This window comes from Acidovorax sp. Root402, assembly GCF_001425125.1.
GTDB lineage: Bacteria > Pseudomonadota > Gammaproteobacteria > Burkholderiales > Burkholderiaceae_C > Acidovorax > Acidovorax delafieldii.
Window position 1 is genome coordinate 176,128 of record NZ_LMDQ01000013.1, and the last position, 26,153, is coordinate 202,280.

General features: G+C 63.8%; 24 protein-coding genes and 3 tRNA genes. 12 read left to right on the forward strand and 15 right to left on the reverse strand.

Annotated features, from left to right (window positions below; all coding sequences use genetic code 11):
* Nucleotides 1-124 precede the first annotated feature (124 nt).
* From hrcA to greB, 4 genes are all read left to right on the forward strand, one after another.
* The gene (hrcA, locus tag ASC83_RS08285) at nt 125-1,129 is read left to right on the forward strand and encodes a heat-inducible transcriptional repressor HrcA (protein WP_056060538.1); all 1,005 of its coding nucleotides are present in this window, start codon (nt 125-127) and stop codon (nt 1,127-1,129) included.
* A gap of 50 nt (nt 1,130-1,179) precedes the next feature.
* Nucleotides 1,180-1,256: transfer RNA gene (locus ASC83_RS08290), tRNA-Ile, on the forward strand.
* 205 nt (nt 1,257-1,461) lie between these two features.
* A tRNA-Arg gene (locus ASC83_RS08295) sits at nt 1,462-1,538 on the forward strand.
* A gap of 79 nt (nt 1,539-1,617) precedes the next feature.
* On the forward strand, nt 1,618-2,184 hold the full coding sequence (gene greB / locus ASC83_RS08300) for a transcription elongation factor GreB (protein WP_056060541.1): 567 nt from the start codon (nt 1,618-1,620) through the stop codon (nt 2,182-2,184).
* A gap of 71 nt (nt 2,185-2,255) precedes the next feature.
* On the opposite strand, the gene ASC83_RS08305 is transcribed toward greB, so the two are convergent.
* The 4 genes from ASC83_RS08305 to ASC83_RS08320 all read right to left on the reverse strand — a co-directional run bounded on the left by ASC83_RS08305 (nt 2,256) and on the right by ASC83_RS08320 (nt 6,412).
* Nucleotides 2,256-4,535 carry a bifunctional (p)ppGpp synthetase/guanosine-3',5'-bis(diphosphate) 3'-pyrophosphohydrolase gene (locus ASC83_RS08305; protein WP_056060542.1) on the reverse strand — a complete coding sequence of 760 codons (2,280 nt, stop codon included), beginning with the start codon at nt 4,533-4,535 and terminating at the stop codon, nt 2,256-2,258.
* Between the two features lie 97 nt (nt 4,536-4,632).
* Nucleotides 4,633-4,836 carry a DNA-directed RNA polymerase subunit omega gene (gene rpoZ, locus ASC83_RS08310; RefSeq protein WP_005794722.1) on the reverse strand — a complete coding sequence of 68 codons (204 nt, stop codon included), beginning with the start codon at nt 4,834-4,836 and terminating at the stop codon, nt 4,633-4,635.
* 16 nt (nt 4,837-4,852) lie between these two features.
* Entirely contained in the window at nt 4,853-5,473 is a 621-nt protein-coding gene (gene gmk / locus ASC83_RS08315) for a guanylate kinase (RefSeq protein WP_056060545.1), read from the reverse strand.
* A gap of 36 nt (nt 5,474-5,509) precedes the next feature.
* Nucleotides 5,510-6,412, reverse strand: a complete 903-nt coding sequence (locus ASC83_RS08320; protein ID WP_056060548.1) for a YicC/YloC family endoribonuclease — start codon at nt 6,410-6,412, stop codon at nt 5,510-5,512.
* Between the two features lie 90 nt (nt 6,413-6,502).
* Here ASC83_RS08320 and ASC83_RS08325 point away from each other — a divergent pair, with 90 nt between their 5' ends.
* From ASC83_RS08325 to hemW, 5 genes are all read left to right on the forward strand, one after another.
* Nucleotides 6,503-7,519, forward strand: a complete 1,017-nt coding sequence (locus ASC83_RS08325) for a serine/threonine-protein kinase (protein ID WP_015012787.1) — start codon at nt 6,503-6,505, stop codon at nt 7,517-7,519.
* Between the two features lie 82 nt (nt 7,520-7,601).
* Nucleotides 7,602-8,504, forward strand: a complete 903-nt coding sequence (locus tag ASC83_RS08330; protein WP_056060550.1) for a PP2C family serine/threonine-protein phosphatase — start codon at nt 7,602-7,604, stop codon at nt 8,502-8,504.
* Nucleotides 8,505-8,629: 125 nt separating this feature from the next.
* Nucleotides 8,630-9,364 (forward strand): ribonuclease PH, encoded by a 735-nt coding sequence (gene rph, locus ASC83_RS08335; RefSeq protein ID WP_056060554.1) that lies wholly within the window; start codon nt 8,630-8,632, stop codon nt 9,362-9,364.
* A 49-nt stretch (nt 9,365-9,413) separates the two neighbouring features.
* The gene (rdgB, locus tag ASC83_RS08340) at nt 9,414-10,013 is read left to right on the forward strand and encodes an RdgB/HAM1 family non-canonical purine NTP pyrophosphatase (RefSeq protein WP_056060557.1); all 600 of its coding nucleotides are present in this window, start codon (nt 9,414-9,416) and stop codon (nt 10,011-10,013) included.
* Between the two features lie 13 nt (nt 10,014-10,026).
* Nucleotides 10,027-11,277 (forward strand): radical SAM family heme chaperone HemW, encoded by a 1,251-nt coding sequence (hemW, locus tag ASC83_RS08345; protein WP_200938913.1) that lies wholly within the window; start codon nt 10,027-10,029, stop codon nt 11,275-11,277.
* Between the two features lie 44 nt (nt 11,278-11,321).
* On the opposite strand, the gene ASC83_RS08350 is transcribed toward hemW, so the two are convergent.
* The gene (locus tag ASC83_RS08350) at nt 11,322-11,663 is read right to left on the reverse strand and encodes an I78 family peptidase inhibitor (RefSeq protein ID WP_056060563.1); all 342 of its coding nucleotides are present in this window, start codon (nt 11,661-11,663) and stop codon (nt 11,322-11,324) included.
* A 341-nt stretch (nt 11,664-12,004) separates the two neighbouring features.
* Between ASC83_RS08350 and ASC83_RS08355 the strand changes: the two genes are divergently transcribed.
* The gene (locus ASC83_RS08355; RefSeq protein ID WP_056060566.1) at nt 12,005-13,756 is read left to right on the forward strand and encodes a GGDEF domain-containing protein; all 1,752 of its coding nucleotides are present in this window, start codon (nt 12,005-12,007) and stop codon (nt 13,754-13,756) included.
* 566 nt (nt 13,757-14,322) lie between these two features.
* Here ASC83_RS08355 and ASC83_RS08360 read toward each other — a convergent pair.
* From ASC83_RS08360 to ASC83_RS08405, 10 genes are all read right to left on the reverse strand, one after another.
* Nucleotides 14,323-14,826, reverse strand: coding sequence for a hypothetical protein (locus ASC83_RS08360; RefSeq protein ID WP_235509336.1), 504 nt, complete (start codon nt 14,824-14,826; stop codon nt 14,323-14,325).
* A gap of 144 nt (nt 14,827-14,970) precedes the next feature.
* Nucleotides 14,971-15,058 (reverse strand) — tRNA-Ser (locus tag ASC83_RS08365).
* A gap of 19 nt (nt 15,059-15,077) precedes the next feature.
* A complete protein-coding gene (ureG, locus tag ASC83_RS08370) occupies nt 15,078-15,758 on the reverse strand; it encodes an urease accessory protein UreG (RefSeq protein WP_056060569.1) in 681 nt (226 codons plus the stop codon).
* Nucleotides 15,755-16,465 carry an urease accessory protein UreF gene (locus tag ASC83_RS08375; RefSeq protein WP_056060572.1) on the reverse strand — a complete coding sequence of 237 codons (711 nt, stop codon included), beginning with the start codon at nt 16,463-16,465 and terminating at the stop codon, nt 15,755-15,757. The genes ureG and ASC83_RS08375 overlap by 4 nt, the downstream gene beginning before the upstream one ends.
* Nucleotides 16,466-16,475: 10 nt before the next feature.
* A complete protein-coding gene (gene ureE, locus ASC83_RS08380) occupies nt 16,476-17,135 on the reverse strand; it encodes an urease accessory protein UreE (RefSeq protein ID WP_056060575.1) in 660 nt (219 codons plus the stop codon).
* A gap of 75 nt (nt 17,136-17,210) precedes the next feature.
* Entirely contained in the window at nt 17,211-17,690 is a 480-nt protein-coding gene (locus ASC83_RS08385) for a GNAT family N-acetyltransferase (protein WP_056060578.1), read from the reverse strand.
* 11 nt (nt 17,691-17,701) lie between these two features.
* Entirely contained in the window at nt 17,702-19,420 is a 1,719-nt protein-coding gene (gene ureC, locus ASC83_RS08390; RefSeq protein ID WP_056060582.1) for an urease subunit alpha, read from the reverse strand.
* A 93-nt stretch (nt 19,421-19,513) separates the two neighbouring features.
* Nucleotides 19,514-19,819: an urease subunit beta gene (locus tag ASC83_RS08395; protein ID WP_056060586.1), complete on the reverse strand. Its 306-nt coding sequence runs from the start codon at nt 19,817-19,819 to the stop codon at nt 19,514-19,516.
* Between the two features lie 61 nt (nt 19,820-19,880).
* Nucleotides 19,881-20,495 (reverse strand): HupE/UreJ family protein, encoded by a 615-nt coding sequence (locus ASC83_RS08400; RefSeq protein WP_056060589.1) that lies wholly within the window; start codon nt 20,493-20,495, stop codon nt 19,881-19,883.
* Between the two features lie 42 nt (nt 20,496-20,537).
* On the reverse strand, nt 20,538-20,840 hold the full coding sequence (locus tag ASC83_RS08405; protein ID WP_015012806.1) for an urease subunit gamma: 303 nt from the start codon (nt 20,838-20,840) through the stop codon (nt 20,538-20,540).
* Nucleotides 20,841-21,065: 225 nt separating this feature from the next.
* Between ASC83_RS08405 and ASC83_RS08410 the strand changes: the two genes are divergently transcribed.
* On the forward strand, nt 21,066-24,704 hold the full coding sequence (locus ASC83_RS08410; protein ID WP_056060591.1) for an ATP-binding protein: 3,639 nt from the start codon (nt 21,066-21,068) through the stop codon (nt 24,702-24,704).
* Nucleotides 24,704-25,774 carry a response regulator gene (locus ASC83_RS08415; RefSeq protein WP_056060594.1) on the forward strand — a complete coding sequence of 357 codons (1,071 nt, stop codon included), beginning with the start codon at nt 24,704-24,706 and terminating at the stop codon, nt 25,772-25,774. Before ASC83_RS08410 ends, ASC83_RS08415 begins: the two co-directional genes overlap by 1 nt.
* The last annotated feature ends 379 nt before the right edge of the window (nt 25,775-26,153 follow it).

The following is a 26,153-nucleotide window of genomic DNA, read 5'->3' on the forward strand; positions in this document are numbered from 1 at the left end:
GTGCGACCAGACCAATCTGGCGGATATGCTTGGCGAGCCGCTCAGCAGCTTGCGTGACCACCCCCACCGCCTCGGAGGACGGGACCGCTGGGCCAAAACACGATTACAAAAGTAAAATCATTCCATGCTCGATGACCGTGCCAAGTTGTTGCTCAAAGCCCTGGTCGAGCGTTACATCGCTGATGGGCAGCCCGTAGGGTCGCGTACCCTTTCCCGCGCGTCCGGGTTGGATTTGTCGCCTGCCACGATACGAAACGTGATGGCGGACCTGGAAGAGCTAGGGCTGATTGCGAGTCCCCATACCTCCGCTGGCCGTATTCCCACAGCGCGTGGATACCGTTTGTTTGTGGACACGATGCTCACGGTGCAGCGGGAGTCTGTCATGCCGCCCCAGCTGGCACCTGAACAGCCGCAAAAAGTCATCGCCAACGCCGCACAGCTGTTGTCCAACCTCTCCCAGTTCGTTGGAGTGGTGATGGCACCGCGGCGTACCTCGGTATTTCGCCACATAGAGTTTCTTCGACTCTCCGAAAAGCGCTTCCTCGTGATCATCGTGTCGCCGGAAGGTGACGTACAGAATCGCGTGATCTTCACCGAGGTGGATCACTCCCAGTCGCAACTGGTAGAGGCCTCCAACTTCCTGAATGCCCACTACGCCGGACTCGCAATGGAGCAGGTGCGAGAACGTTTGAAGTCCGAGGTCGATGTATTGCGCGGAGAGATTGCATCGCTTATGCAGGCGGCAGTCAACGTAGGCTCAGAGGCACTGTCCGAGGCGCAGGATGAGGTGGTGATTTCTGGAGAGCGCAACCTGCTGTCCGTCAGTGATTTCTCCAGCGACATGGGCAACCTGCGCAGGGCATTTGACTTGTTTGAGCAGAAGACACAAATCCTTCGCCTTCTGGACATCTCCAGCCAAGCGGAAGGGGTGCGCATCTACATCGGTGGCGAGAGCCAGGTTGTGCCTTTTGAAGAGCTTTCGATCGTCAGCTCCCCCTATGAGGTTGATGGCAAGGTGGTGGGGACTTTGGGCGTGATTGGTCCTACGCGCATGCCATACGACCGCATGATCCAGATTGTGGACATCACCTCCAAGCTGGTGTCCAACGCGCTCAGCCACCGCAAGTAAGCCCCTACAATACGGCGCTTGCCCCGTTGTATAGCGCTGGAGCATGGCTGGGGGCGTTAGCTCAGTTGGTTAGAGCAGAGGACTCATAATCCTTTGGTCGTTGGTTCAAGTCCAACACGCCCTACCACCCTCGCTCGCAGGGTGAATCCATCAACAATCGATGTGTTTTGTGATCCAAATCGCTCAGTTTGTTTTTGGAGCCTTCATCGTGCATTACAATCTTGGCTTGCGTTGAATTGACTGCCTGTTTGCGTAGCCTGATTCAGGAAGGCAATCAGAAAAAAAGCAAGTTTCAAGGGTCGCCAAGAAATCATGCTATAATTCAAAGCTTAGCGGCTGTAGCTCAGCTGGATAGAGTACTTGGCTACGAACCAAGGGGTCGTGGGTTCGATTCCTGCCAGCCGCACCAATGTTTAAAGCCTGCAATCGTGAGATTGCAGGCTTTTTCATTTGTCCAGGCGCTTTGCGCTGATTGGAGAGTTCTGGCAATGAGCAAGGCTTTTACCAAGGAAACCGATAACGCCGATGATGACGAAGGATTGGCACTGCCTCCTTTGCCGCCGGGTGGCAAAAACTACATCACCCCTTCAGGCTATGCACGGCTGAGGGCAGAGCTTCTAGATCTCATCGATAGCGAGCGGCCGAAGATCGTGGATGTGGTGCACTGGGCGGCCAGCAACGGAGACCGGTCTGAAAACGGCGACTACCTCTATGGCAAGAAGCGCCTGCGCGAAATTGATCGGCGCATTCGTTTTTTGACCAAGCGGCTTGAGATCGCCGAGGTGGTGGACCCTAGTTTGCATGCGGGCAGTGAACAGGTCTTCTTTGGAGCCACCGTCACCTACTCCGACGACGAGGATGGTGAGCGCACGATCACCATCATGGGCATCGACGAGGCCGACAGCCGTATGGGTCAGGTCAGCTGGATTTCACCTGTGGCCCGGGCACTGCTGAAGGCGCGCGTTGGGGACGAGGTGCAGTTACCCACGCCGGGCGGAGTGCGCCATTTGGAGGTGGTGGAGGTGCAGTACCCGCCTCGTAGTGTGGCTACGTAGCCCGTTCGCACACAGACGCCGAACTGCGCGTCTGTTGTATCGACCTCAGGGCTTGGTGCCGTGCTGAGGTGTCAGGGCTGTGGAGTAATCCTGGCTGCACGCAGCACAGCCTGTGTGCGGCGCAGGTTGCGCAATGCCAGCTCGAGATGTGCCTGATCGCGAACCGCGACGATGAATCGCAGATCCGTGGTGTCCAAGGCCGCCTCATCGTCCATGTCCACGTGGGTGATGTCGGCCTCTGAATTGGCAAGCTCCGCTGCCACGCGTGCCAGCACCCCCTTGCCGTTGTTCACGGTAACGACCACGCCCGTTTCGAACATTCGGGTGGGCTCGTCCGACCAGTCTACGGCAATGAAGCGTTCGCTGTCTTTATGCTGCAGACGTTTGGCGACACTGCAATGTGCGTTGTGCACGACCAGTCCCTCACCGCGGCCCAGATAACCGACGATGCTGTCGCCCGGCACGGGACGGCAGCAGGTGGCATATTGCACAGAGGCATTCTCGCTGCCATCCAGCGTGACGGCCCCTTGCGACAGGGTTTCGTGAGATGTGTAGCGCTCACGAGTCATGAGCAGAGCATCCGGACGGTGGCCATGCTCCGACATCAGCACCATCAACCGTTTGGCGACGATGCTGGCAATGCGTTTGCCCAGGCCCAGATCGGTCATCAGCTCGCTGCGCGTGCGATTGCCGGTGAAGCGCAGCAGCTTGTCCCACAGCGGTTGGGTCTCAGCGCTGACGGGGGGCAGTTGTTCGAGGCCTTCCGCTCGGATGGCTTGGGTCAACAGTTTTTCACCCAGCCCTTCGGACTCGGTTTGGGCCAAGGTTTTGAGGTAATGGCGGATCTTGGACCGTGCCCGGCCCGTGCGCACAAAACCAAGCCACGCTGGGTTGGGTGTGGAGACGGGGTCGGTGATGATCTCCACCACATCCCCGTTCTTGAGTTCGGTGCGCAGCGGAACCTGCTCGTTATTGATCTTGGCGGCGGTCGTGCGGTCACCCACATTGCTGTGAATGGCATAGGCAAAGTCCACCACCGTGGCGCCGCGCGGCAACGCCATGATCTGGCTTTTGGGTGTGAAGACGTAGACCGCATCGGGAAACAGGTCCACCTTGACGTGATCCCAGAACTCCGCCGCATCCCGCGTTTCGTTCTGTATGTCCAGCAAGGACTGCAGCCACTTGGTGCCAAGGCGCTCGGCTGCCGTACCTTCCCCGTCCTGGGCTTTGTACAGCCAGTGTGCTGCCACGCCGGCTTCGGCAATCACGTGCATCTCATCGGTGCGCATCTGGAACTCGATGTTCACGCCCGAGGGCCCCACCAGGGTGGTGTGCAGAGACTGATAGCCGTTGAGTTTGGCAATGGCAATATGGTCCTTGAACTTTCCAGGTACCGGCTTGTACATCTGGTGCAGTACACCCAAGGCGGTGTAGCAATCGGTCACAGTCGGTACGATGACTCGAAAGCCATAGATGTCCGTCACCTGGGCAAAGCTCAGGTGCTTGAGGTCCATCTTTTGATAGATGGCGTACAGCGTTTTCTCGCGGCCTGCCAGGCGCACCTTCATGCCGATCTTGGAGAAGGCGGCATCCACTTCGGCCTGCACCTTCTGAACCAGATCGCGCCGGCGGTTGCGGGATTTGTTGACGGCCTTGGCCAAGGTCGCATAGCGCCAGGGGTGCAGGTGTCGGAAGGCCAGATCCTGCAGCTCACGATAGGTCTGATTCAGGCCCAGGCGGTGTGCAATGGGCGCGTAAATTTCCAGCGTCTCGGACGAGATGCGGCCCCATTTGCTGCGCGGCATGTCCGACAGCGTGCGCATGTTGTGCGTTCGGTCGGCCAGCTTGATGAGGATGACGCGTACATCACGCGCCATGGCCAGCAGCATTTTGCGAAACGACTCGGCCTGATTTTCTTCGCGAGTGTTGAACTGCAGTTTGTCCAGTTTCGTAAGGCCATCCACCAGTTCGGCCACTGGGGCGCCAAACCGGTCGATCAGGTCGGCCTTGGTCACGCCGCAGTCTTCCATGGCGTCGTGCAGCAGCGCGGCCATCAGCGCCTGGGCATCGAGCTTCCACGCCGCGCACTGCGCAGCCACTGCAATAGGATGGGTGATGTAGGGCTCACCGCTGTTGCGCAGCTGCCCCAGGTGGGCTTCGTCGGCAAAACGGTACGCCTGGCGCACCTGCTCGATGCTGACGGCGTCCAGGTAGTCCAGGCTATCGGTCAGTGCGGCGAAGCTGGCCGCAGCCGCGTTGGCGGCCGCAGCGGCTGCCGAGAGATTGCCTGCCGGAGATGGGTCACCCGGGCGGGGCTGCGTTGCAGAAGGTGAATTGAGCACCGCGTTCATGCCTTAAATGTAGCGCGGGACTGCGCCAGAGGGCTTTCGGGCAAAAAAAAGCACCGCTGGCGCGGTGCTTTTGGGTGGGCATTGCCCAGCAGAACGTTCAACCGGGAACCTTCTTGAGCATCTCCAGACCCACTTTGCCTTCGGCGATTTCACGCAGGGCAGTCACGGCGGGCTTATTGCGGCTTTCGATGCGTGGAGCATGGCCTTGGCTGAGCATGCGGGCACGGTACGTGGCGGCCAGTACGAGCTGGAAGCGGTTGGGGATCTTTTCCAGACAGTCTTCTACGGTGATGCGTGCCATCGTTTACTCCGGGGATTCAGGTGATATTGAGCGACTGAAAGGTGTCAGCACGGGCGCGGCGCTGAGCGGCGTACTTGAGTCGCTGGGCGTGAACTACGGCTTTCAGGTCGAAAAGCGCGCGCTCAAACAACTCATTGATTATAACGAAGTCGAATTTGCTGACCTGGGCCATCTCGATGGCGGCATTTTTGAGGCGTACTTCGATGACATCCGCAGAGTCTTCGCCCCGCCGCTCCAGCCGCGATCGCAGTTCTTCCCAGCTGGGCGGGAGGATGAAAACCAGCACCGCATTGGCAAATGCCTGCTTGATCTGCAGTGCGCCCTGAAAATCGATTTCCAGAATTACATCTGAGCCCTGGGCAATGCGCTCTTCGATGGCTTTTTTGGAGGTGCCATAGCGGTTGCCGTGCACATGGGCCCATTCGACAAACGCGTTGCCTTGCACCATGGCGTCGAACTCGGACTCCGACGCGAAGAAGTATTCGCGGCCATGCTTTTCCTGGCCGCGGGGCGCACGGGTGGTGTGCGAGATGGAGGGGTGGACATGCGAGTCCAGCTCCAGCAAGGCCTTGACCAAGCTGGACTTGCCAGCACCACTGGGTGCTGCCACGACGATGAGATTTCCTGGATAGTCCATGGTTGATGTGCGCAAGGCGCTATCAAAAAATGAGTGTCATTCGATATTTTGCACTTGCTCGCGCATCTGCTCGATCAGCACCTTCATGTCCACGCTGATGCGGGTGAGGTCGAGCGCGGCAGATTTGGAGCCCAGCGTGTTGGCTTCGCGGTGGAGTTCCTGGATCAGGAAGTCCAGGCGCTTGCCCACTTCGCCACCTTTTTTCAGCAGGCGCTCGATTTCATCCAGATGCGAGTCCAGCCGCGTGATCTCTTCTGCCACGTCGATGCGGATGGCAAACGCCGTGGCCTCGGTCAATGCGCGGTCACGGGCAGCCTCGGGGAGGGTAGAGCCGTCGGTGAGGGCCATCGCCTCTTTCCAGCGCTCCATGAAGCGCAGGCGTTGCTGCTCCACCAGCAGCGGAACCATGGGGACCGCCTGTTCGGCCAAGGCCCGCAGCTGCTTGACGCGATCCAGCAGCATGGTTGCGAGGCGCTTGCCCTCACGTTCGCGGGCGGCCAGCAGGGCGGTCAATGCTTCTTCGGCGAGGGCCGGAACGGCTTCGCTCCAGTCCTCGGTGCCCGAATGTGCATTGGCACACAGGCGCAAGGCGTCGGCCACGGTGAGGGGGGCTGCGCTGGGCAGCCAGGCCCTGACGGAGTCCTGCAAAGAGTTGAGCCGCTGCAGCAGTCGTGCAGGCGGGTCTTGCAGGCTGTTGCTGTCGTCGGTGTCGAGGGCGGCTCGCACTTCGACCTTGCCGCGTTTCAGGCGCGCTGTGAGCAAGCTGCGCAGCGTGGGCTCCATGGCGCGCAGCTCGTCAGGCAGGCGAAACGACAGGTCCAGAAAGCGGCTGTTGACGGATCGGATTTCCAGTCCCAGCCTGCGCGTCTGGGGGGCGCGGGCGTCGGTTTCAGCGCCAGTGGCAGATGCGCCATGCTGTGCGCTGGCGTATCCGGTCATGCTGTAAACTGGCATTGGACTTTTTGATGGTTGCTTGCGATCCGGCGATTATCCGGGTTCCGCCTTACCCCCGAATCATCTTCGCAAAATATGTCAAAAATCAAACCGGCCCCCTTGCCGCCCGATACCGCAATTGGCGGTTACCGTGTGGTGCGCCGGTTGTCCTCCGGTGGTTTTGGTGTGGTCTATCTGGCCCTCGACGCCGAAGGCCAGCAGGTGGCCATCAAGGAGTACCTTCCTTCCTCCCTGGCGACCCGCGCTCCTGGTGAGTTGCTTCCGAAGGTGCCGCCCGAAAAGCTCTCGCTGTACCGCCTGGGGCTCAAGAGCTTCTTTGAAGAGGGTCGCTCGCTGGCCCAGATCTCGCACGCCTCCGTGGTGAGCGTGCTCAATTTCTTCCGCGAGAACGAAACCGTTTACATGGTGATGAACTACCTGGAGGGCGCGACCCTGCAGGACTTCATCATCACCGCCCGCGACCTCAAGACACAAAAGGTGTTCCGCGAGTCCACCATCCGCTCGTTGTTCGACGAAGTGCTGCGCGGCCTGCGCATCGTGCACCAGCACAAGATGCTGCACTTGGACATCAAGCCCGCCAACATCTTCATCACCGACGACAACAAGGCCGTGATGATCGACTTCGGCGCGGCGCGCGAGGTGCTGAGCAAGGAAGGCAATTTCATCCGCCCCATGTACACCCCCGGCTTTGCTGCGCCCGAGATGTACCGGCGCGATTCGCAGATGGGGCCGTGGACCGACATCTACGCCATCGGCGCCTGCATTTACGCCTGCATGCAGGGCTTTCCGCCCAACGAGGCGCCGCAGCGCGTGGACAAGGACCGCCTGTCGCTCGCCCTGACCAAGTTGCGTGGCGTGTATTCCGACAACCTGATCGAGGTGGTGGAGTGGTGCATGGCGCTTGACCCGCTGTCCCGCCCCCAGTCGGTGTTTGCCTTGCAGAAAGAGCTCAGCCGCGAGGGTGAGCGCCGCTACACCAAGCTCACGGTGGCCGAGAAGATGCGACTGCAATTGGACACCCTGGTGTCTGACACCAAGAAAAATGTGCAGAAGGTGGGTGAAGCCACCGGTATCGGAGCCAAGCCCAAATGAACCAGACGCACGCAATGCGGGTTCGGGCGAGGTACATGTCCACGGATGGCGCCCGGGTGCATCCTTGTTTGCGTGAGTCCTTATGAAGTTCTCGGTATTCCAGATCAGCCGCCGTGGCGGCCGCGAGAAGAACGAAGACCGCATGGGCTATTGCTACACGCGCGAATCGGGCCTGTTTGTATTGGCCGATGGCATGGGTGGCCACCCTGAAGGTGAAGTGGCCGCACAGATCGCGCTGCAGACCATCTCGGCGCTGTTCCAGCGCCAGGCCAAACCCCAGCTCAAGGATGTGCAGGAGTTCCTGTCCGGCGCGTTGCTCGCGGCACACCACCAGATCCTGCGCTACGCCACAGAGAAAGGCATGCTCGACACACCGCGCACCACCTTGGTCGCGGCGGTGTTGCAGGCCGGTACCGCTACCTGGATCCATTGCGGAGACTCGCGCCTGTACATGGTGCGCGATGGCGATCTGCTGACCCGTACGCGGGACCACTCGTACATGGAGCTGCGCAACACGCCGCCCCCTGGTCTGGACAAGATCAACCGCAACGTGCTGTTCACCTGCCTGGGTTCCCCCACCAAGCCCATTTACGACATTACCGGCCCTGTGTACCTGGAGCAGGGCGACCGCATTCTGTTGTGCTCAGACGGCCTGTGGGGCACGCTCAGCGACGAAGACATCGCCAAGCAGCTGGGCCGCAACACCGTGTCGCACGCTGTGCCCGAGCTGGTGGAAGATGCCCTTCGCAAAGCCGGGGAAAGCAGTGACAACGTGACCGTGGTGGCTCTGGAGTGGGAGACGCCAGATGCGTTCGAGTCCACCCAGGGGGTGTCCACGGACAGCATCAGCGACGACGTGTTTGCGTCCACCATCCAGGCGGGCCCGCTCGATGGGCTGGTGGATGACCTGGACGATGCGGCCATTGAGCGGTCGATCGCCGAAATCAACGAAGCCATCCGTCGCTCTGCTGCCCGCAAGGCCTGAACTGCCATCGGCGCTGTGGGTTGCCTCCAGGCTCCCTCCATGCGAATGCATGGAATCAGGTTTTTTCGCCTTTCATCGCCCACCTCATGACGCAGGTGGGCGACTCGCTTGATATAGAGAATCATATGACCACCTTCATCCGAACCGGCAACCGCGCCGCCAACCAACTGCGCCCTGTGCGCATCACGCGCCACTACACCATGCACGCCGAAGGCTCGGTGCTGATTGAGTTTGGCAACACCAAGGTGCTCTGCACCGCCTCGGTGGAAGAGCGTGTGCCCCCGCACAAGCGCGGTAGCGGCGAGGGCTGGGTCACGGCGGAGTACGGAATGCTGCCGCGTGCCACCCACACCCGCAGTGACCGCGAGGCCGCACGGGGCAAACAGACCGGCCGCACGCAGGAGATCCAGCGCCTCATCGGTCGCAGCCTGCGCGCCGTGTTTGACCTCAAGCTGTTGGGCGAGCGCACCATCCAGCTCGACTGCGACGTGATCCAGGCCGATGGTGGCACACGCACCGCCGCCATCACCGGCGCGTGGGTCGCGGCCCAGGATGCGGTCAACCAGCTGCTGGCCAGCGGCAAGATCGCCCAGTCGCCGCTGCTGCAGCCAGTGGCGGCGATCTCGGTGGGCATCGTGCAGGGCACGCCGCTGCTGGACCTGGAATATGTGGAAGACGTGGATTGCGACACCGACATGAACGTCGTGATGACGGGCGCAGGCCACTATGTGGAGGTGCAGGGCACAGCCGAAGGCGTGGCCTTTACCCGCGCCGAGATGGACCAACTGCTGGGGCTGGCCGAACAGGGCATCGCCCAGCTGGTGCAGCTGCAGCAGCAAGCCCTGCAAAATACTCCTTAATTGATAGCTGCTTGCGCATATTTCACTAGCGCTTGCGGCCATTTTGACCATGAAAATTGTTCTAGCATCCAACAACCGCGGCAAACTGGCCGAGTTGCAGGCCATGTTTGCGCCCCTGGGCGTGGAACTGGTGCGCCAAGCCGACCTGGGTGTGGGTGAGGCCGAGGAGCCCTTCCGCACCTTTGTCGAAAACGCCCTGGCCAAGGCACGGTTTGCATCCGAACACACGGGCTTGCCTGCGCTGGCCGACGATGCCGGCATGTGTGTGGACGCTTTTGGCGGCCTGCCGGGCGTGGACACCGCGTATTACTGCACCCAGTTCGGCTACGAGAAAAGCGACGACAACAACGTGCGCGCCCTGCTGGAGCAACTGCAAGGCGTGACCAATCGCCGCGCCGCCATGGTCAGCACTCTGGTCGCCGTGCGCAGCCCGCAAGACCCGGAGCCGCTGATTGCCGTGGGCCGCGTGGTGGGCGAGATCACCACCGAACCCCGGGGCAGTAACGGCTTTGGCTTCGACCCCGTAATGTTCATCCCCGGGTTCGGCAAGACCTTTGCCGAGCTGCCCGTGGAGGAGAAAAACGCCCACAGCCACCGAGGCCGATCGGCCGCACAGATGCTGGCGCTGATGCGCGAACGCTGGTTGTAGAAGGGCGCTGACCGTGGTTCATATTCCGATCAAGCCACAGGCCGAGGCCGAACCTGCCGTGGTGCGCGACATCCAGCACTACATGCGCCCGGGCCTGCTGCAGCTGCCCAGCCTGCCGCCCCTGTCGCTGTACGTGCACCTGCCCTGGTGCCTCAAGAAATGCCCGTACTGCGACTTCAACTCGCATGAATTCCGCGCGGGTGCCAGCACCGGCGGCGAGGTGCCCGAGCAGCGCTATATCGATGCCCTGATGGCCGACCTGGAGGCCGCGCTGCCCCTGGTCTGGGGGCGGTCCGTGCACAGCATCTTCATCGGCGGCGGCACGCCCAGCCTGTTTTCGCCGGCAGCCATCGACCGGCTGATCGGCGACATCCGCGCCCGCCTGCGGCTGGAGCCAGATTGCGAGATCACGATGGAGGCCAACCCCGGTACGTTCGAGAAAGACCGTTTTCGCGCCTTCCGCGCGGCGGGCGTCACGCGCCTGTCGGTGGGGGTGCAGAGCTTTAACGACCAGCACCTGAAGGCCCTGGGCCGCGTGCACGACCGTTCCCAGGCGATGGCGGCGGTGGAGGAGGCTGCTGCGTCCTTCGACACCTTCAACCTCGACATCATGTACGCCCTGCCGGGCCAGACGCTGCCAGAGCTGGAGCAGGACCTGCGAACGGCGCTGGCCTTCAAGCCGCCGCACATCTCCATCTACCACCTCACCATCGAGCCCAATACCTACTTCGCCAAGTTCCCCCCGGCCATCCCCGAGGACGACCAGGCCTACGCGATGCTTGACCGGATCACGGAGATGACGGGGCAGTCGGGTATGGCGCGGTACGAGATTTCTGCGTATGCGCAGCCGGGCCACCAGTGTTTTCACAACACCAACTACTGGCAGTTTGGCGACTACCTGGGCATCGGCGCGGGTGCGCACAGCAAGCTGAGCTTTGCGCACCGCGTGGTGCGGCAGGTGCGCTTTCGGGACCCCGCGCGCTACATGGACAACGCCCTGGCAGGCCATGCCGTAGCGCAGGACGACGAGGTGCGCCGCGCCGATCTGCCGTTTGAGTACATGCTCAACGCCCTGCGCCTGCGCGAAGGCTTTGCGCTGCAGGACTTCATGGCCCGCACAGGCCTGCCGTTGACCGCCATCGCCAAGGGCCTGGAGGCCGCCGAGCGCAAGGGCCTGATCGAGCGCGACATGGCGCGTGTACGGCCTACCGAGCGGGGCTTTGACTTTCTGAGCGATCTGCAGGAGCTGTTCCTGGCGGACTGACCGCGCGGGTTTCAGTCACCCCTCATCGGCAGCGCAACATCATCTCAACCGCACTTTGCGGCGAGGATGCGGCCGGTGCCGTCCACCTCCAGGTTCAGCCGCTGGGTGTCGTATTCCTTGGTGATGATCTGCCCGGGGCGCAGGATGCGCGCCGTCTGCGCGCCCGAGCGCTGACGGGCAGATTCAACAACCGATGCGGTGCTGTTTTGCCCCACGACAAACTGCGCGGGCTGGGCGTTGCACACGCTGGCGGGGGGTGATCCAGACCCTGCGGCGGCCGAGCCCGCCGATAGCGCGGGTGTCTGCCCATAACCCGCGCAACCGGTGACGGCCGCTCCCAGGGCCAAGCAGCAGGCGACGGCAAAAGTGGGTCGGGTCTTCATCATGGCAGCGGGCTCCTGAGTTCAAAACGCCCACAATAGCGGAATGCAGGTGCCATGGGGTTTCCGTAGCAATATGGGCCGGTTTCCAGCCGTAACGGACTGTTGCCTGCATCCGTCTCCGCTGGAGCGGGTTCTTGACTTGTATCAAGATGTGTTGTGACATGGCAACATGCTCGCCAACTGATCGCGGGGCCACCACTCCTCGACGGGTTGCCGTAAGCCCGGTTCCGCACAATGGAGCGTCCGCCGTTGTGCGTTGTGTGTTGGCAACGGCGGGCCCTTGCCATCTGGGGCTGCGTGATGCGCGGGCCTGTGTCGACGTCGCCGTACCGAACCTTCTGACCATGCCTGACGATTCCCGCCTTCGCCTCATCCGTGCCCTGGGCGACACCCTGGATGGTCTGGATGTTGCGCTGTGTGCGTTTGACGACAGCGACCGCACGCTGGCCTGGAACAGTACCTTCTTCAAGTTCTTTCCAGAGCACGCGGGGCATGTGTACGTAGGCGAGCCTTACGAGGCCAACCTGCGCCGCTTCTACACCCAGCGGCTGGATGTTCAGGAGCTGCCCAACATCGAACGCTACATCACGGCCGGTGTTGAGCGGCACCGCGCACAGACCCGGCCTTACAGCTTTGAGCACCGGGGGCTGCGCGTCCATGTGTCGTCGTTGCCCATTGATGGCGGGGGGCGGGTGCGTGTGTGGCGTGCCGAGGCGCTACCGGCTCAGAGCGCATCCATTGACATGGCCGCGCAATCCAGCGCCGACATCCACGAACCCGGCTACCTGCGCAGTCCGGTGATCGAAAGCACCGAACTGTTTGACCGCATTCCCGATGGGCTGATGATCTGCGCTGAAGATCAGCGCATCCAGTGGGTCAATCAGCCCTTCATGCAGATGTACCACCTGCCAGACCGCGCTGCCGCAATGGGTCTGGCGTTTGACGAGGTGTACCGCCACGCATGGTCCGTCGGGGGTGAGGGCGACATGGCACCGTTTTACGACGGTCTTTCGACCTTGCAGGAGCACATGCGTTTTGCGGGGGCGCCGTTTGAAGTGCCCTTGCCGCGCAGCCGCTGGAGCCGCGTCATCGCCAAGCAGGGCAGCGACGGCACGGTGTTCTACGCCCATGTGGACATCACCGAGCTCAAGCGCCAGCAGCGCTTGCTGGCGCAGGCCGAACGCAGCGCCCGCGACAGCGAGGCGCAATTGCGGGAGAAATCCATCCTGCTCGAAGCCACGCTGGAGCACATGGACCAGGGCGTGGCCAAGATCAGCGCCACGGGGGTGGTCGAGCTGTGCAACCGCCGGGCCATGGAACTGCTGGACCTGCCGGCCGAGCTGATGGCATCCAAGCCCACGCTGGTGAATGTGCTGGCCTACCTGCGGGCTCGTGGCGAATTCCAGGGCGCATCGCAGGAAGTGCAGGACCTGCTGCGACACAGCAATGGCGGGGTCGATCAGCCACAGGTGTATGACCGTCCCCGGCCCGATGGCCGCATCCTGGAGGTCCAGACCGTGCCCATCAAAGGCGGCGGCGCGCTGCGCACCTTCACCGATGTCACCCAGCGCAAGCAGGCCGAGCAGCAGATCCGCCATGTGGCAGAGCACGACGGCCTGACGGGCTTGCTCAATCGCACCGCCTTTTTGCAAGCATTGCAGGCCGCAGCCACCGACGTGCACCGGTCGGGCCGTGGCTTCGCTGTCTTGTACGTGGATCTGGATGGGTTCAAACCCGTCAATGACCGCCACGGGCACGCCGTAGGTGACCAGTTGCTGGTGTGGGTGGCCCGGCAACTGACGCAGGCCGCGCGCGAGGACGATGTGGTGGCGCGCCTGGGCGGCGATGAGTTCGCGTTGCTGCAGCGGGGCGTATCGGACGGTGACAGTGCGTACCGCCTGGCCGACCGCCTGGTTCAAGCCCTGGGCCGGCCCACCGAGATCGAAGCGCATGCGCTGCAAATCGGCGCGTCCATCGGTATTGTCCTGTCGCCCGGTGACGGCACCGAGGCCGAAGAACTCCTGCGCAAGGCCGATTCCGCGATGTACCTGGCCAAGGCCACGGGGCGGGGCTGCGCAAGGATTTACGGAACGTGAACGTTGGGCTGCCCGGGCGCTTAACCCACGATCCCTTTCTGCTGCTGATCGACGGAGCTTGGAGGAATCGGTACTGTCCTACATGCCCACATTGGTCACCGTCCTAACATTGGCCTGTCGATCCCCTCGACATCCCTCCCGCTTGCATCGCGCAAGTGTTAAGCCCGCAGCCTGCGGGCTTTTTTTTGCCCGCCCTTCGGCATCACCACGGGGGTGAAAAAAGCGACTGCGTCGTAGGTCTTTTGCCGGGCGGTAAAGCCCCGGAGCCCATCTGTTGGCACCATTGCGGAATGGGTGATGTCGTCATCCTCCGGCCATCCCAGCGCGCTACATCACAAGAATGATTCTGTACAAACCCGGCACGCAATTTCTCTACAAAGGCAGAACGGTGAGCGTGGACTACGTCATCATCAAACGCACCGGTCTGTGGATTCGGTTGGCGCACAGCGAAGAGGTATGCCGCCCTGAAGATTTGACTCCCATCGCACCGCAGGGAGCGGGACTGGCGAGGTGAAAGAAAGGCCACACGCAGGGCACAGGCCCAGCGTGGCACCCCACCGGCAGGTCTACTTGAGCTGCTGGGACAACCACAACAGCCCCCAAACGATCGCCACCAGCTGAACCAGGTTGACAAAGAGCGCCGCCGAATGCACGCGGCGAAAGTGATGAATCGCTCCGTCGCTACTCGCCTCGATCTGTGCACCGAGCTGCTGCATGGCTTGCAACAAGTGCTTGCGCAGCAGCGAGACGATGCAGGCATTGACCGCCACGCCGATGGCAAAGGGGTACCTGCCCCAAAGCGCATAACTGACAAACGCCCCCAGCGACGCCCAGAACGCAGCACGGTAGTACACGTTGAAAAACCCCCGAACGAACCGCGCGTCCAGTGGGGTGTCATGTTTCAGCGTAAGAAGCGGCAGACCACCCATCAAGAAGTAGGCGGTGGTGACCAGCAGGGCCACCGTGAAAAAGAACGATGCGTAGAGGGCCGACGACAACATCTTTCTCTCCTCGACATGGCTGGTCACTTCAGGCCGCAGGCCCGTACCCAATTTCTCCACCCTGCCCATGGATGCGGCAAGGTTCAGTAAAAACGCAGTCTAGGGGGCAGATGCGTTCTTGTGAATTGGGTTGGGTGAGGGGGCAGCCACAGACATGTTGCTGCACTGGCCTTTGCGCACATTTCGCTGTTGTAGCTGCGCCGGGCCAAGAACTGGCGGAGACTGTGAGATTCGAACTCACGGACGGTTGCCCGTCGGCAGTTTTCAAGACTGCTGGTTTAAACCACTCACCCAAGTCTCCGGGAGGGAAGGCGCGAATTCTAGCCGACTGCGGGTGCTGATTTTTTCAGCATGCCCCGGGTCTCGATGAACTTGACCACATCGGCCACGCCAGCCAGGGTTTTGAGGTTGGTCATCACAAACGGCTTGAGGCCCTGGGCGTTGGTGCGCATGCGGGTGGTGTCGGCGTGCATCACATCCAGGTTGGCGCCCACGTGGGGGGCCAAGTCGGTCTTGTTGATGATGAACAGGTCGCTTTTGGTGATGCCAGGGCCGCCTTTGCGGGGAATTTTTTCGCCAGCGGCCACGTCGATGACGTAGATGGTGAGGTCGCTCAGCTCGGGGCTGAAGGTGGCGGCCAGGTTGTCGCCGCCGCTTTCCACAAACACGATGTCGGCGTTGGGGAACTCACCCAGCATGCGGTCGATGGCTTCGAGGTTGATGGAGCAGTCCTCGCGGATGGCGGTGTGGGGGCAGCCGCCGGTTTCCACGCCCAGGATGCGCTCGGCGGGCAGCGCGCCGCTCACGGTGAGCAGGCGCTGGTCTTCCTTGGTGTAGATGTCGTTGGTGATGGCGATGAGGTCGTAGTCATCGCGCATGGTCTTGCACAGCATTTCCAGCAGCGTGGTCTTGCCGGAGCCAACGGGGCCACCGATACCCACGCGCAGGGGCGGCAGGTTCTTGGTGCGGTTCGGGACGTGGTGCAGGTTGCTGGTGGTCATGATCGGAAGAGGCGGGAGTATTGGGTTTCGTGCTGGGCTGACAGGATGGCGAGCATGGGCGAAAAGGCCTGGCGCTCGCTGTCCATCAGCCCGCTGGCATGGTCGGCTGCGGCTGGGATGGCATCGGCCAGCCGGGCCAGGATGCGCTGGCCGGCGCTTTGGCCCAGCTGCATGGATTTGAGGGCGGCCTGCACCATGTTCTCCGCCCAGCCGAAAGCGTAGGCCAACAGGACATCGCGCACGGGCGCCTGGGTGGTGGAGGCGGCCATTGCGAATGCCACAGGGTAGGTGGGGGGCAATGCGGCCAGGTGGCGCACGGCGGGCATCAGGGTCTCGTCGCCCTGGTTCTGATTGCGCAGCCAGTCGGCCATCGATCGGCCCATTTGCTCGGTCTGCAGGCGCAGTTCGCTCGTTTCTCGGGTGTGCAGCACCCAGTCGTTGAGTTCGCGCACATGCGCCCAGTCGGCGCGCCGCCACGCACCCACAGCCTTGGCGATGAGGGCCATGTCGCCCCGGGCCTGCGTGATGTGGAGCTGGTCCTGCAGCCAGTCACCCACGGCGGTTTCGCTGGCGAGGCCCACATTTTCAATGGCGCTTTCCAGCCCCTCGGAATAAGAAAACCCGCCCACCGGCAGTGCAGGGGAGGCCAGCCACATCAGCTGCAAAAAGCTGGCGGCCGGCAGCGGCGTGGGGCGGTCCAGGCGCATGGGCGTTGGCTCAGTGGTCGTGGTTGCAGTTCGGGCCGTGCACGTGCCCTTGGGCCACCACGGGGATGGACACCATGCGGCCTCGGGCTGGGGGCGTGGCCGCAGCCGGTACCTCAGTGTGAGTGTGCCCGTGGTCATGGCCATGATCGTGCGCGTGACCATGCTCGTGATCGTGGCTATGGCCGTGACCCCCATGGTGGTGCCCGCCGCCATGCCCCGCAGCATAGGCACCGCCTTCGGGTTCAAACGGCAGGTTTTGCTCGTTCACGATGAGGTGCATGGCGCGCAGCATGTCGGCCAGCACGTGGTCAGGCTCGATCTTGAGATGGTCGGGCTGCAGCTCGATGGGCACGTGGCGGTTGCCCAGGTGGTAGGCGGCGCGGGTCAGGTCAAACGGTGTGCCGTGTTGTTGGCAGTGGGTGATGACCAGCACCGGCTGCGGCGCTGCGATCACGCGCACCATGGAACCGTCTTCGGCCACCAGCACATCGCCGCCGCGCACCAGGGTGCCACGGGGCAGGAAGATGCCCAGTTCGCGTCCGGCCGAGTCGGTGGCTGCAAAGCGGCTTTTCTGGCGCACGTCCCAGTCCAGCTCGATGGTGGTGGCGCGCTTGAGCAGTACGGGAGCGAGGCCTTGGCCTTGGGGGAGAAGTTTGGAGACCTGGATCATGGCAAGAGGGAAGGGCGGAGCCGGATAGGCGAGGTCAACATTGTGGCCCTCGCCGAAAGGCGATGCGCGGATGCGCTACAGGGCACGGCTCATGTAGCGGCTGTGGGGATCGGGCCGGTAGCTGCCGAATGGTGCACAGTCGGTAAAGCCATAGCGCAGGTAGAGCTGGTGCGCGGGTTCAAAGAAGGGCTGGGTGCCCGTTTCCAGGCTGATGCGCTGGTAGCCCAGGTCCACCGCCTGGCCCAGGATGTGTTCCAGCACGGCCCGGCCCACCCCCTGGCCACGCACGCTGGCTGCTGTGCGCATGGACTTGAGTTCGGCATGGTCGGCATCCAGGTGCTTGAGTGCACCGGTACCCACCAGCTCGCCCTCGCCGCGCCAGGCCGTCCAGAAGCGGATCTCAGGCTGGCGCAGTTGCACCATGTCGAGCGCGTGCACGCTCTCCGGTGGCGAGGTGGCACGCATGTCCTTCAAATGCTCCTGCATGAAGGCTTCGATGCGGGGATCGGTCAGGTCGTCCAGGCGGATCCGCAGGTCTTGCAGCGAGGCATTCATGGGAAGCGACCTCAGAACAGGAAGTAGCGCTGTGCCATGGGCAGCACGGTGGCCGCTTCACAGGTGAGCAGCTGGCCGTCGGCGCGCACGGTGTAGGTCTGCGCGTCCACCTCCATCTTGGGCGTGTAGCTGTTGTGCACCATGTCGCGCTTGCGGATGCCGCGGATGTTGCGCACGGCGGAAAGCGTCTTGCGCAGGCCAAAGCGCTCGCCAATGCCAGCAGCCAATCCTGCCTGCGAGACAAAGGTGAGCGACGTTTTGGCGATGGCCCCGCCAAACGCGCCAAACATGGGCCGATAGTGCACGGGCTGCGGTGTGGGGATGGACGCGTTGGGGTCGCCCATCGCAGCCATGGCAATCAGTCCGCCCTTCAGGATCAGCGCGGGCTTGACGCCAAAGAACGCGGGCTTCCAGATCACGATGTCGGCCCACTTGCCGACTTCGAGAGAACCCACCTCGTGGCTGATGCCGTGCGCAATGGCGGGGTTGATGGTGTATTTGGCCACGTAGCGTTTGATGCGCGTGTTGTCGTTGCGGGCCGTGTCACCTTGCAAGCTGCCGCGCTGCACCTTCATCTTGTGCGCCGTCTGCCAGGTGCGCAGGATGACCTCGCCCACGCGGCCCATGGCCTGGCTGTCGCTGGACATCATGCTGATGGCGCCCAGGTCGTGCAGGATGTCTTCGGCCGCGATGGTTTCCTTGCGGATGCGGCTTTCGGCGAAGGCCAGGTCCTCGGCAATGCTCGCGTCCAGGTGGTGGCACACCATGAGCATGTCCACATGCTCGTCCAGCGTGTTGTGCGTGTACGGCATGGTGGGGTTGGTGGAGCTGGGCAGAAAGTTGTCCTCGCCCACCACGCGCAGGATGTCCGGTGCATGGCCGCCGCCCGCGCCCTCGGTGTGGAAGGCGCAGATCCCGCGCCCGCCCACGGCGGCAATGGTGTTCTCCACAAAGCCGGATTCGTTGAGCGTGTCGCTGTGAATGGCCACCTGCGTGTCGGTGGCTTCGGCCACATCCAGGCAGTTGCTGATGGCCGAGGGCGTGGTGCCCCAGTCTTCGTGCAGCTTCAGGCCAATGGCGCCCGCGTTGATCTGCTCGTGCAGCGCATCGGGCAGGCTGGCGTTGCCCTTGCCGAGAAAGCCGAGGTTCATGGGGAAGGCGTCGGCGGCCTGCAACATGCGCTCCATATTGAAGGGCCCCGACGTGCAGGTGGTGGCCAGCGTGCCCGTGGCGGGGCCGGTGCCGCCGCCCAGCATGGTGGTCACGCCGCTGGCCAGGGCCTCTTCGATCTGCTGCGGGCAGATGAAGTGGATGTGGCTGTCGATGCCGCCTGCGGTGACGATGTTGCCCTCGCAGCTGATGACCTCGGTGCCGGGGCCGATGACGATGTCCACGCCGGGCTGAGTGTCGGGGTTGCCGGCTTTGCCGATGGCGGCGATGCGGCCTGCGCGCAGGCCGATGTCGGCCTTGAAGATGCCGGTGTGGTCTACCACCAGAGCGTTGGTCAGCACTGTGTCCACCGCGCCTTGTGCATTGCTGCGCTGGCTCTGTGCCATACCGTCGCGAATCGTCTTGCCGCCGCCAAACTTCACCTCTTCGCCGTAGCTGCCAGCCCGCAGGGTGTGGTCGGCCTCGACTTCGAGAATGAGTTCGGTGTCGGCCAGGCGCACGCGGTCGCCCACGGTGGGACCGAACATCTCGGCGTAGGCGCGTCGTCCAATGGTTGCCATGTGAGGGGTGCTCCGCAAGAACGGTTTACTATGTTTTTGATAGCTGCTGGGGCAATTGATACCGGCGCTACCGGCCAATTGGGCTTGAATTTGCTACAGCGGGCCCTGGGTCAGGCCCTGAAAGCCGAATACGCGGCGCTCGCCTGCGTAGTCCACCAGCTCCACGGTGCGCTCCTGGCCGGGTTCAAAGCGCACGGCGGTGCCGGATGCGATGTTGAGCCGCATGCCGCGTGCAGCCGCACGGTCAAAGCCCAGGGCGTTGTTGGTCTCGGCAAAGTGGTAGTGCGAGCCCACCTGGATGGGCCGGTCGCCGGTGTTGCGCACCACCACGGTCAGTGTACGGCGGCCGGTGTTGAGCGCGTGCTCGCCGGGTTCGGTAAAGAGTTCGCCTGGGATCATGGTCGGGTCCTTGAGGGAGGAGCTGCTGCGGTGTCGGTATGCATGACGCCAGTCAGACCTGTCAGGCCATCTGGGCCAGCAGGGCGCCACCCATCAGTGCCACGGCAGCGCCTGCAGCGCGGCTGAGCCACACGGCGCGGTGGCGCAGCGCCCAGCCTGCCGCCAGCCCCACGCCATGCAGCAGCACGGTGGCCGTCAGCATGCCCGCCAGGGTTTGCCAGGCGCTGTGGCTGCCCGCCAGCTCGACGCCGTGGGCCACGCCGTGAAAGATGGCAAACACGCCCACGCCCAGCGCGGCCATGAGGCCGGGTACGCGCAGGCGCGACACGACGAGCAGACCCGTGGCCAGCAGCGACACGGCAATCATCGGCTCCACCGCAGGCAGTGCCACGCCCTGCAGGCCCAGCACGGAGCCCGCCAGCAACATGGCCGCAAAGCCCATGGGGCCCCACAGCAGCTCGCGTCCAGCATGGCGCGCGGACAGGGCGCTCCACAGGCCTACTGCCACCATGGCGGCCAGGTGGTCCAGGCCGAACAGGGGGTGGGCCAAGCCGCTCAGAAAACTGTTGTGGATGTGGGATTCAGCGCCGGTATGGGCGAAGGCGCTAGAACTGATTGCACTAGCTGCTATGAAAAGGAGAGCGGCTGTGTGACGGTGTGAGAGTGTGATGCGCATGTGGGGCTCCACAGAGAGAAGGTGGGAAGTGTTGGGGAGGGGTCAGACGATCGGCTGATGGACGGTGACGAGCTTGGTGCCGTCGGGGAACGTGGCCTCCACCTGGATGTCCGGAATCATCTCGGGGATGCCTTCCATCACGTCCGCGCGGGTCAGCACGGTGCGGCCTTCACTCATGAGCTGCGCCACGGTCTTGCCGTCGCGCGCGCCTTCCATCACGGCGGCACTGATCAGGGCGACGGCCTCGGGGTAGTTGAGCTTCAGCCCCCGGGCCTTGCGGCGCTCGGCCAGCAGGGCGGCAGTGAAGATCAGCAGCTTGTCTTTCTCACGAGGGGTCAGTTCCATGTCGTTCTGCTCAATGTAAGGAGGGGTGGGCTCGTGTGGCGGGTTGTCCAGGCCGGACACACGGGGCAATCGTCATCGATGGCCATGCGGTCCGAAGGGCAGCGGATTCATCATAGGCAGCAAGCCCCGTGCCCGCCATACGCCAGAGGGCGAAGGTGCACTGGAAGTGAAGCCGACCCGTGGCATGGAAACTGCACTTACAAGGGCTGCCGCCGCCCTTTGCCCATGCTCCCCTCCACCGCCTCCCTTGCCCCGCCTGACGCCACCTCGGCTCCCATGCCAGGGCCGGATGCCGACGCGCAGGCGCCGCAGCAGGTCGTGAAGGTCCGGCGCGACTACAACAGCTGGGTGGCCACCGAGACCATGGAGGACTACGCGCTGCGCTACACGCCCCAGCGCTTTCGCAAATGGTCCGAATGGCGGGTGGCCAACACCGCGTTTGGTGCGGCCTCGTTCCTGATCCTGGAGGCCGTGGGCGCCACGCTGCTGGTGCAGTACGGCTTCATCAATGCCTTCTGGGCCATCGTGGCCACGGGGCTCATCATCTTCCTGGCGGGGCTGCCCATCAGCGTGTATGCGGCGCGCTATGGGGTGGACATGGACCTGCTCACGCGCGGCGCGGGCTTTGGCTACATCGGCTCCACGCTCACCTCGCTGATCTACGCCAGCTTCACTTTCATCTTCTTCGCGCTCGAAGCCGCCGTCATGGCCTATGCGCTGGAGCTGGCACTCGACATCCCGCCCACCTGGGGCTACCTCATCTGCGCCATTGTGGTGATTCCGCTGGTCACCCACGGTGTGTCGGCCATCAGCCGCCTGCAGGTGTGGACGCAGCCGCTGTGGCTGGTGATGCTGGTGGTGCCGTTTGCCTATGTGCTGGTGCGCGATCCTGGTGCGTTTTCCGGAGTTGTGCACTACGGTGGTGAATCGATGCGCGGCGCCACGTTCCAACTGCCCTTGTTTGGTGCGGCGCTCACGGTGGGCATTGCACTCATCACCCAGATGGGGGAGCAGGCTGACTATCTGCGCTTCATGCCCGCCCGCACGCCCGCCACGCGCGGGCGCTGGTGGCTGGGCGTGCTGGTGGGCGGGCCGGGCTGGGTGGTGCTGGGGGTGCTCAAGATGCTGGGTGGCGCGCTGCTCGCCTATCTGGCGCTCACCCACATGGTCCCCGCCGACCGGGCGGTGGACCCGAACCAGATGTACCTGGCCGCCTATGAATATGTGTTCCCCAACTACGGCTGGGCGGTGGCGGCCACGGCCTTGTTTGTGGTCGTCTCACAGCTCAAGATCAACGTGACCAACGCCTACGCAGGCTCGCTGGCGTGGTCCAACTTCTTCTCGCGCCTCACGCACAGCCACCCGGGGCGGGTGGTGTGGGTGGTTTTCAACACGCTGATTGCCTTCATGCTGATGGAGATGAACGTGTTCCGCGCCATGGGCGAGGTGCTGGGGCTGTACTCCAACATCGCCATCGCCTGGATCATGTCCGTGGTGGCCGACCTCGTCATCAACAAGCCGCTGGGCTTGTCGCCCAAGGGCATCGAGTTCAAGCGCGCGCATCTGTACGACATCAACCCGGTGGGCGTGGGTTCGATGGCGCTGGCGTCCATCCTTTCCATCAGCGCGCACCTGGGGCTGTTCGGCCCGCTGCCACAGGCGTTCTCGGCCGTGATTGCGATGGCGGTGGCCTTTGTCACTGCGCCGCTCATTGCCTGGGCCACCGGGGGGCGCTACTACATTGCGCGCCAGTCCGAGCCCGTTGCGCTGGCCGACGTGATGGCGGTGCCTCTGCATGGCCCGCTGCGCCGCAATGCCGAAGGGGGGCTGGGCACAGAGGTCGGCAGCTACCGGCGCACCACCGTGCAGCGCTGCGTGATCTGCGAGCGTGAATACGAAGCCCCGGACATGGCCCAGTGCCCCGCGTACCGGGGCGCCATCTGCTCACTGTGCTGCACGCTCGATGCGCGCTGTGGGGACCTGTGCAAGCCCCACGCGAGCATGGCGGTGCAGTGGTCGGCCGCCCTGCGCTGGGTGCTGCCTCGCGCCATGTGGCGCTACCTGGACACGGGCCTGGGGCACTTTTTGCTGCTGATGCTGGTGATTGCGCCGCTGCTGGCCTCGGTGATGGGCCTGCTGTACCACCAGGAGCTCAACACCATCGCCCAGGCGGCCACGGACACCGAGGTGATGGCGGCACCCGAAGTGGCGCTGCGCTCGGGCCTGCTCAAGGCTTACTTGGCGCTTCTCGTCATCTCCGGCATCGTGGCCTGGTGGCTGGTGCTGGCGCACAAGAGCCGCCAGGTGGCGCAGGAGGAATCCAATCGCCAGACCGGCCTGCTGGTGCGCGAGATCGAGTTGCACCGCCAGACTGACGAGGCGCTGCAGACCGCGCGCAGCGTGGCCGAGCAGGCGCGTCAGGTGGCCGAAACGGCCCAGCGCGCGGCCGACCAGGCCAACCAGGCCAAGAGCCGCTACATCAGCGCCATCAGCCACGAGATCCGCACGCCGCTCAACAGCATCCTGGGCTATGCCCAGCTCATGGGCGAAGACGCGGGCGTGCCCCCGCACCGCAAGCAGGCGGTGCATGTGATCCGGCGCGGCGGCGAGCATTTGTTGTCGCTCATCGAAGGCACGCTCGACATCGCGCGCATCGAGTCGGGCAAGCTCACGCTCGACGTGGCGCCCATGCGCTTTGCGGACGGGCTGCACGAGATGGCCAGCCTGTTCGAACTGCAAGCTGCCGCCAAGGGCCTGGCGTTCACTTTCGATGTGCAAGGCGTGATTCCGGAAGTGGTGCGTGCCGATGACAAGCGGCTGCGCCAGATCCTCATCAACCTGCTGGGCAACGCCGTCAAGTTCACCGCGCACGGCACTGTCACGCTGCGCGTGCGCCATGCGCGCGAGATGGCACGCATCGAGGTGCAGGACACGGGGCCGGGCCTCACGGCCGAGGAGATCGAGCGCATCTTCGAGCCCTTTGCACGCGGCGGCTCGGGCGGCGGCAGCACCACGGCCGCGCCGGGCGCAGGCCTGGGCCTGACGATTGCCAAGATGCTCACCGCACTCATGGGCGGCGAGCTGACGGTGAGCAGCACGCCGGGCGTAGGCTCGGTGTTCCACGTCAAGCTGTTTCTGTCCGAGGTGCATGGGGATGTGCTGGGCAAGGCGGCGGCGCCCGTGGCGGTGCAAGCCCAGCGCGCCCGCAGGGGGTATGCAGGCGAGCGCCGCCGCATCCTGGTGGTGGACAACGAGGAGCCCGACCGCGAACTGCTGCTGCAACTGCTGGAACCCCTGGGCTTTGAGCTGCGCCAGGCAGCCAGCGGCCACGATGCGCTGGACCTGCTGGCCACCGGCTACCGGCCGCACGCCATCTTCATGGACCTGGCCATGCCGGGCATCGACGGCTGGGAGACTTTGCGACGTGTGCGGCAGATGCGGTTACCAGACGTGCAATGTGCCATCGTCTCCGCCAATGCCTTCGACAAGGCGCTCGACAACGACGTGGACATCAGCCCCGAAGACTTCATCGTCAAGCCCGTGCGCCACAGCGAGCTGCTGGACTGGCTGGAGCGCCGCCTGGGCCTGCAATGGCAATACGACGAGGCTGCCGAGGTCCCCGCCGGGCCAGCGCCCACGGCGGCCTCTGCGGCGCCCGCACCCCTCACATACCCCGATACCACTGCGCTGGCGGCTTTGGCACAGGCAGTGTCTTTGGGCTACTACCGGGGCATTCTCAACACCCTGGACGACATTGAACGCAGCCAGCCCGCGCACAGCGCTTTTGTGGGCACCATGCGGCAGCTGGCCAAGCAGTTCCAGTTCGATGCCATGGGCCAGATCCTGGAACAGGCACCCTCGTGATGACCATCGCCAACCCACCTCCCTTCCAGGCCCCGGGCGCGCCGGGTGCCGCGCTGGACCGCACCGACAGCGATGTGGTGCTGATCGTGGACGACGTGCCGGACAACCTGGCCGTCTTGCACGACGCGCTGGATGAGTCGGGCTACACCGTGCTGGTGGCCACGCATGGCGAGGCCGCCCTGCAGCGCGCCGCGCAAGCCCTGCCCGACATCGTGTTGCTGGACGCGATGATGCCCGGCATGGACGGCTTTGAAGTGGCCCGGCGCTTGAAGGCATCGCCCGCCACGGCACACATTCCCATCATCTTCATGACCGGCCTGACCGAGACCGAACACCTGGTGGCCGCGCTGGAGGCGGGCGGCGTGGACTACGTCACCAAGCCCATCAAGCCGCGCGAGGTGATGGCGCGCATGGGGGTGCACCTGGGCTCTGCCCGCAAGGCCCGGCAGGACGCTCGCCAGGCCCGCGAGGCGCGCAACGCGCTCGATGCGTTTGGCTACGCCAGCATCACCGTGCGTGCGGTGGACGGACGGATCGTGTGGCAGACCCCGCTGGCGCGCGAGCTGCTGCAAAGTTACTTTGGTGAAGTGGGCCCGGACGGCGCGCCCACCGCCTTCGGCCAATGGGCGCCCGAGCCGGTGCAGGCCTGGCTGCGTCGCCATGTGCTGGCCGACAACGCGGCCGAGCTGCTGGCCGCTTCGCTGGCCGAGCCCCCGCGCCTTGCGGTGGAGCAGGGTGCCCGCAGGCTGACCTTCCGCCTGCACCAGCAGGCGGGCGACAGCGCCGGCGGCGGCGACTGGCTCATTGTGATGCGCGAGGTGTCGGATGCCAAGATCATCGAATCCATGAGCCTGTCCTTCAAGCTCACCGCGCGCGAGGCCGAGGTACTGTACTGGGTGGTCAAGGGAAAGATCAACCGCGACATCGGCGACATTCTGGGCGCCAGCCCCGCCACCGTCAAGAAGCACCTGGAGCGTGTGTTTGCCAAGCTGGGGGTGGAAACACGCACCGCAGCAGCGGCCATGGCCATGAACCGCATCCGGCAGTTGCATCCCCAGTTTGAAGGGTGACCGTCGGGGCAAAAAAAACGCATTGACCTCGTCATGTTGCAGCGCAATAATCGCGCACCTTCATTTCCGGAGCCCCAGCGTGGAAAGTGCCAGTTGTTGCAGTGAACCCCAGCAAGCCGTGACGGCTGCTGCCTGCCAGGCCTCCTGACGCCCGCTCCCGGGCCGTGGATTGCCTTGTGCAAGCTCCGGCCCCGTCTCTCCCAGCCCCTGTTGTACCCCGTGCGCCCCCGTCGGCCATGGCGGTGTGGGTGGCTTTACCGTCTTGCCGCTTTGCTGCATCTGTGCCGTCTGCACGGGCCGCGCCCCTTTGGCTGGGGCATGGCCCGCCTGCTGTGACGGTGCCCCCTGGCGCCCATCTGCGTCTGCGTGCTCCGCCCTG

Bases quoted from the DNA above. Each gene is read 5' to 3' on its own strand.
- hrcA (WP_056060538.1), top strand. From the start codon at position 125: ATGCTCGATGACCGTGCCAAGTTGTTGCTCAAAGCCCTGGTCGAGCGT.
- greB (WP_056060541.1), top strand. From the start codon at position 1,618: ATGAGCAAGGCTTTTACCAAGGAAACCGATAACGCCGATGATGACGAA.
- ASC83_RS08305 (WP_056060542.1), bottom strand. From the start codon at position 4,535: ATGAACGCGGTGCTCAATTCACCTTCTGCAACGCAGCCCCGCCCGGGT.
- rpoZ (WP_005794722.1), bottom strand. From the start codon at position 4,836: ATGGCACGCATCACCGTAGAAGACTGTCTGGAAAAGATCCCCAACCGC.
- gmk (WP_056060545.1), bottom strand. From the start codon at position 5,473: ATGGACTATCCAGGAAATCTCATCGTCGTGGCAGCACCCAGTGGTGCT.
- ASC83_RS08320 (WP_056060548.1), bottom strand. From the start codon at position 6,412: ATGACCGGATACGCCAGCGCACAGCATGGCGCATCTGCCACTGGCGCT.
- ASC83_RS08325 (WP_015012787.1), top strand. From the start codon at position 6,503: ATGTCAAAAATCAAACCGGCCCCCTTGCCGCCCGATACCGCAATTGGC.
- ASC83_RS08330 (WP_056060550.1), top strand. From the start codon at position 7,602: ATGAAGTTCTCGGTATTCCAGATCAGCCGCCGTGGCGGCCGCGAGAAG.
- rph (WP_056060554.1), top strand. From the start codon at position 8,630: ATGACCACCTTCATCCGAACCGGCAACCGCGCCGCCAACCAACTGCGC.
- rdgB (WP_056060557.1), top strand. From the start codon at position 9,414: ATGAAAATTGTTCTAGCATCCAACAACCGCGGCAAACTGGCCGAGTTG.
- ASC83_RS08350 (WP_056060563.1), bottom strand. From the start codon at position 11,663: ATGATGAAGACCCGACCCACTTTTGCCGTCGCCTGCTGCTTGGCCCTG.
- ASC83_RS08355 (WP_056060566.1), top strand. From the start codon at position 12,005: ATGCCTGACGATTCCCGCCTTCGCCTCATCCGTGCCCTGGGCGACACC.
- ASC83_RS08360 (WP_235509336.1), bottom strand. From the start codon at position 14,826: ATGGGCAGGGTGGAGAAATTGGGTACGGGCCTGCGGCCTGAAGTGACC.
- ureG (WP_056060569.1), bottom strand. From the start codon at position 15,758: ATGACCACCAGCAACCTGCACCACGTCCCGAACCGCACCAAGAACCTG.
- ASC83_RS08375 (WP_056060572.1), bottom strand. From the start codon at position 16,465: ATGCGCCTGGACCGCCCCACGCCGCTGCCGGCCGCCAGCTTTTTGCAG.
- ureE (WP_056060575.1), bottom strand. From the start codon at position 17,135: ATGATCCAGGTCTCCAAACTTCTCCCCCAAGGCCAAGGCCTCGCTCCC.
- ASC83_RS08385 (WP_056060578.1), bottom strand. From the start codon at position 17,690: ATGAATGCCTCGCTGCAAGACCTGCGGATCCGCCTGGACGACCTGACC.
- ureC (WP_056060582.1), bottom strand. From the start codon at position 19,420: ATGGCAACCATTGGACGACGCGCCTACGCCGAGATGTTCGGTCCCACC.
- ASC83_RS08395 (WP_056060586.1), bottom strand. From the start codon at position 19,819: ATGATCCCAGGCGAACTCTTTACCGAACCCGGCGAGCACGCGCTCAAC.
- ASC83_RS08400 (WP_056060589.1), bottom strand. From the start codon at position 20,495: ATGCGCATCACACTCTCACACCGTCACACAGCCGCTCTCCTTTTCATA.
- ASC83_RS08405 (WP_015012806.1), bottom strand. From the start codon at position 20,840: ATGGAACTGACCCCTCGTGAGAAAGACAAGCTGCTGATCTTCACTGCC.
- ASC83_RS08410 (WP_056060591.1), top strand. From the start codon at position 21,066: ATGCTCCCCTCCACCGCCTCCCTTGCCCCGCCTGACGCCACCTCGGCT.
- ASC83_RS08415 (WP_056060594.1), top strand. From the start codon at position 24,704: ATGACCATCGCCAACCCACCTCCCTTCCAGGCCCCGGGCGCGCCGGGT.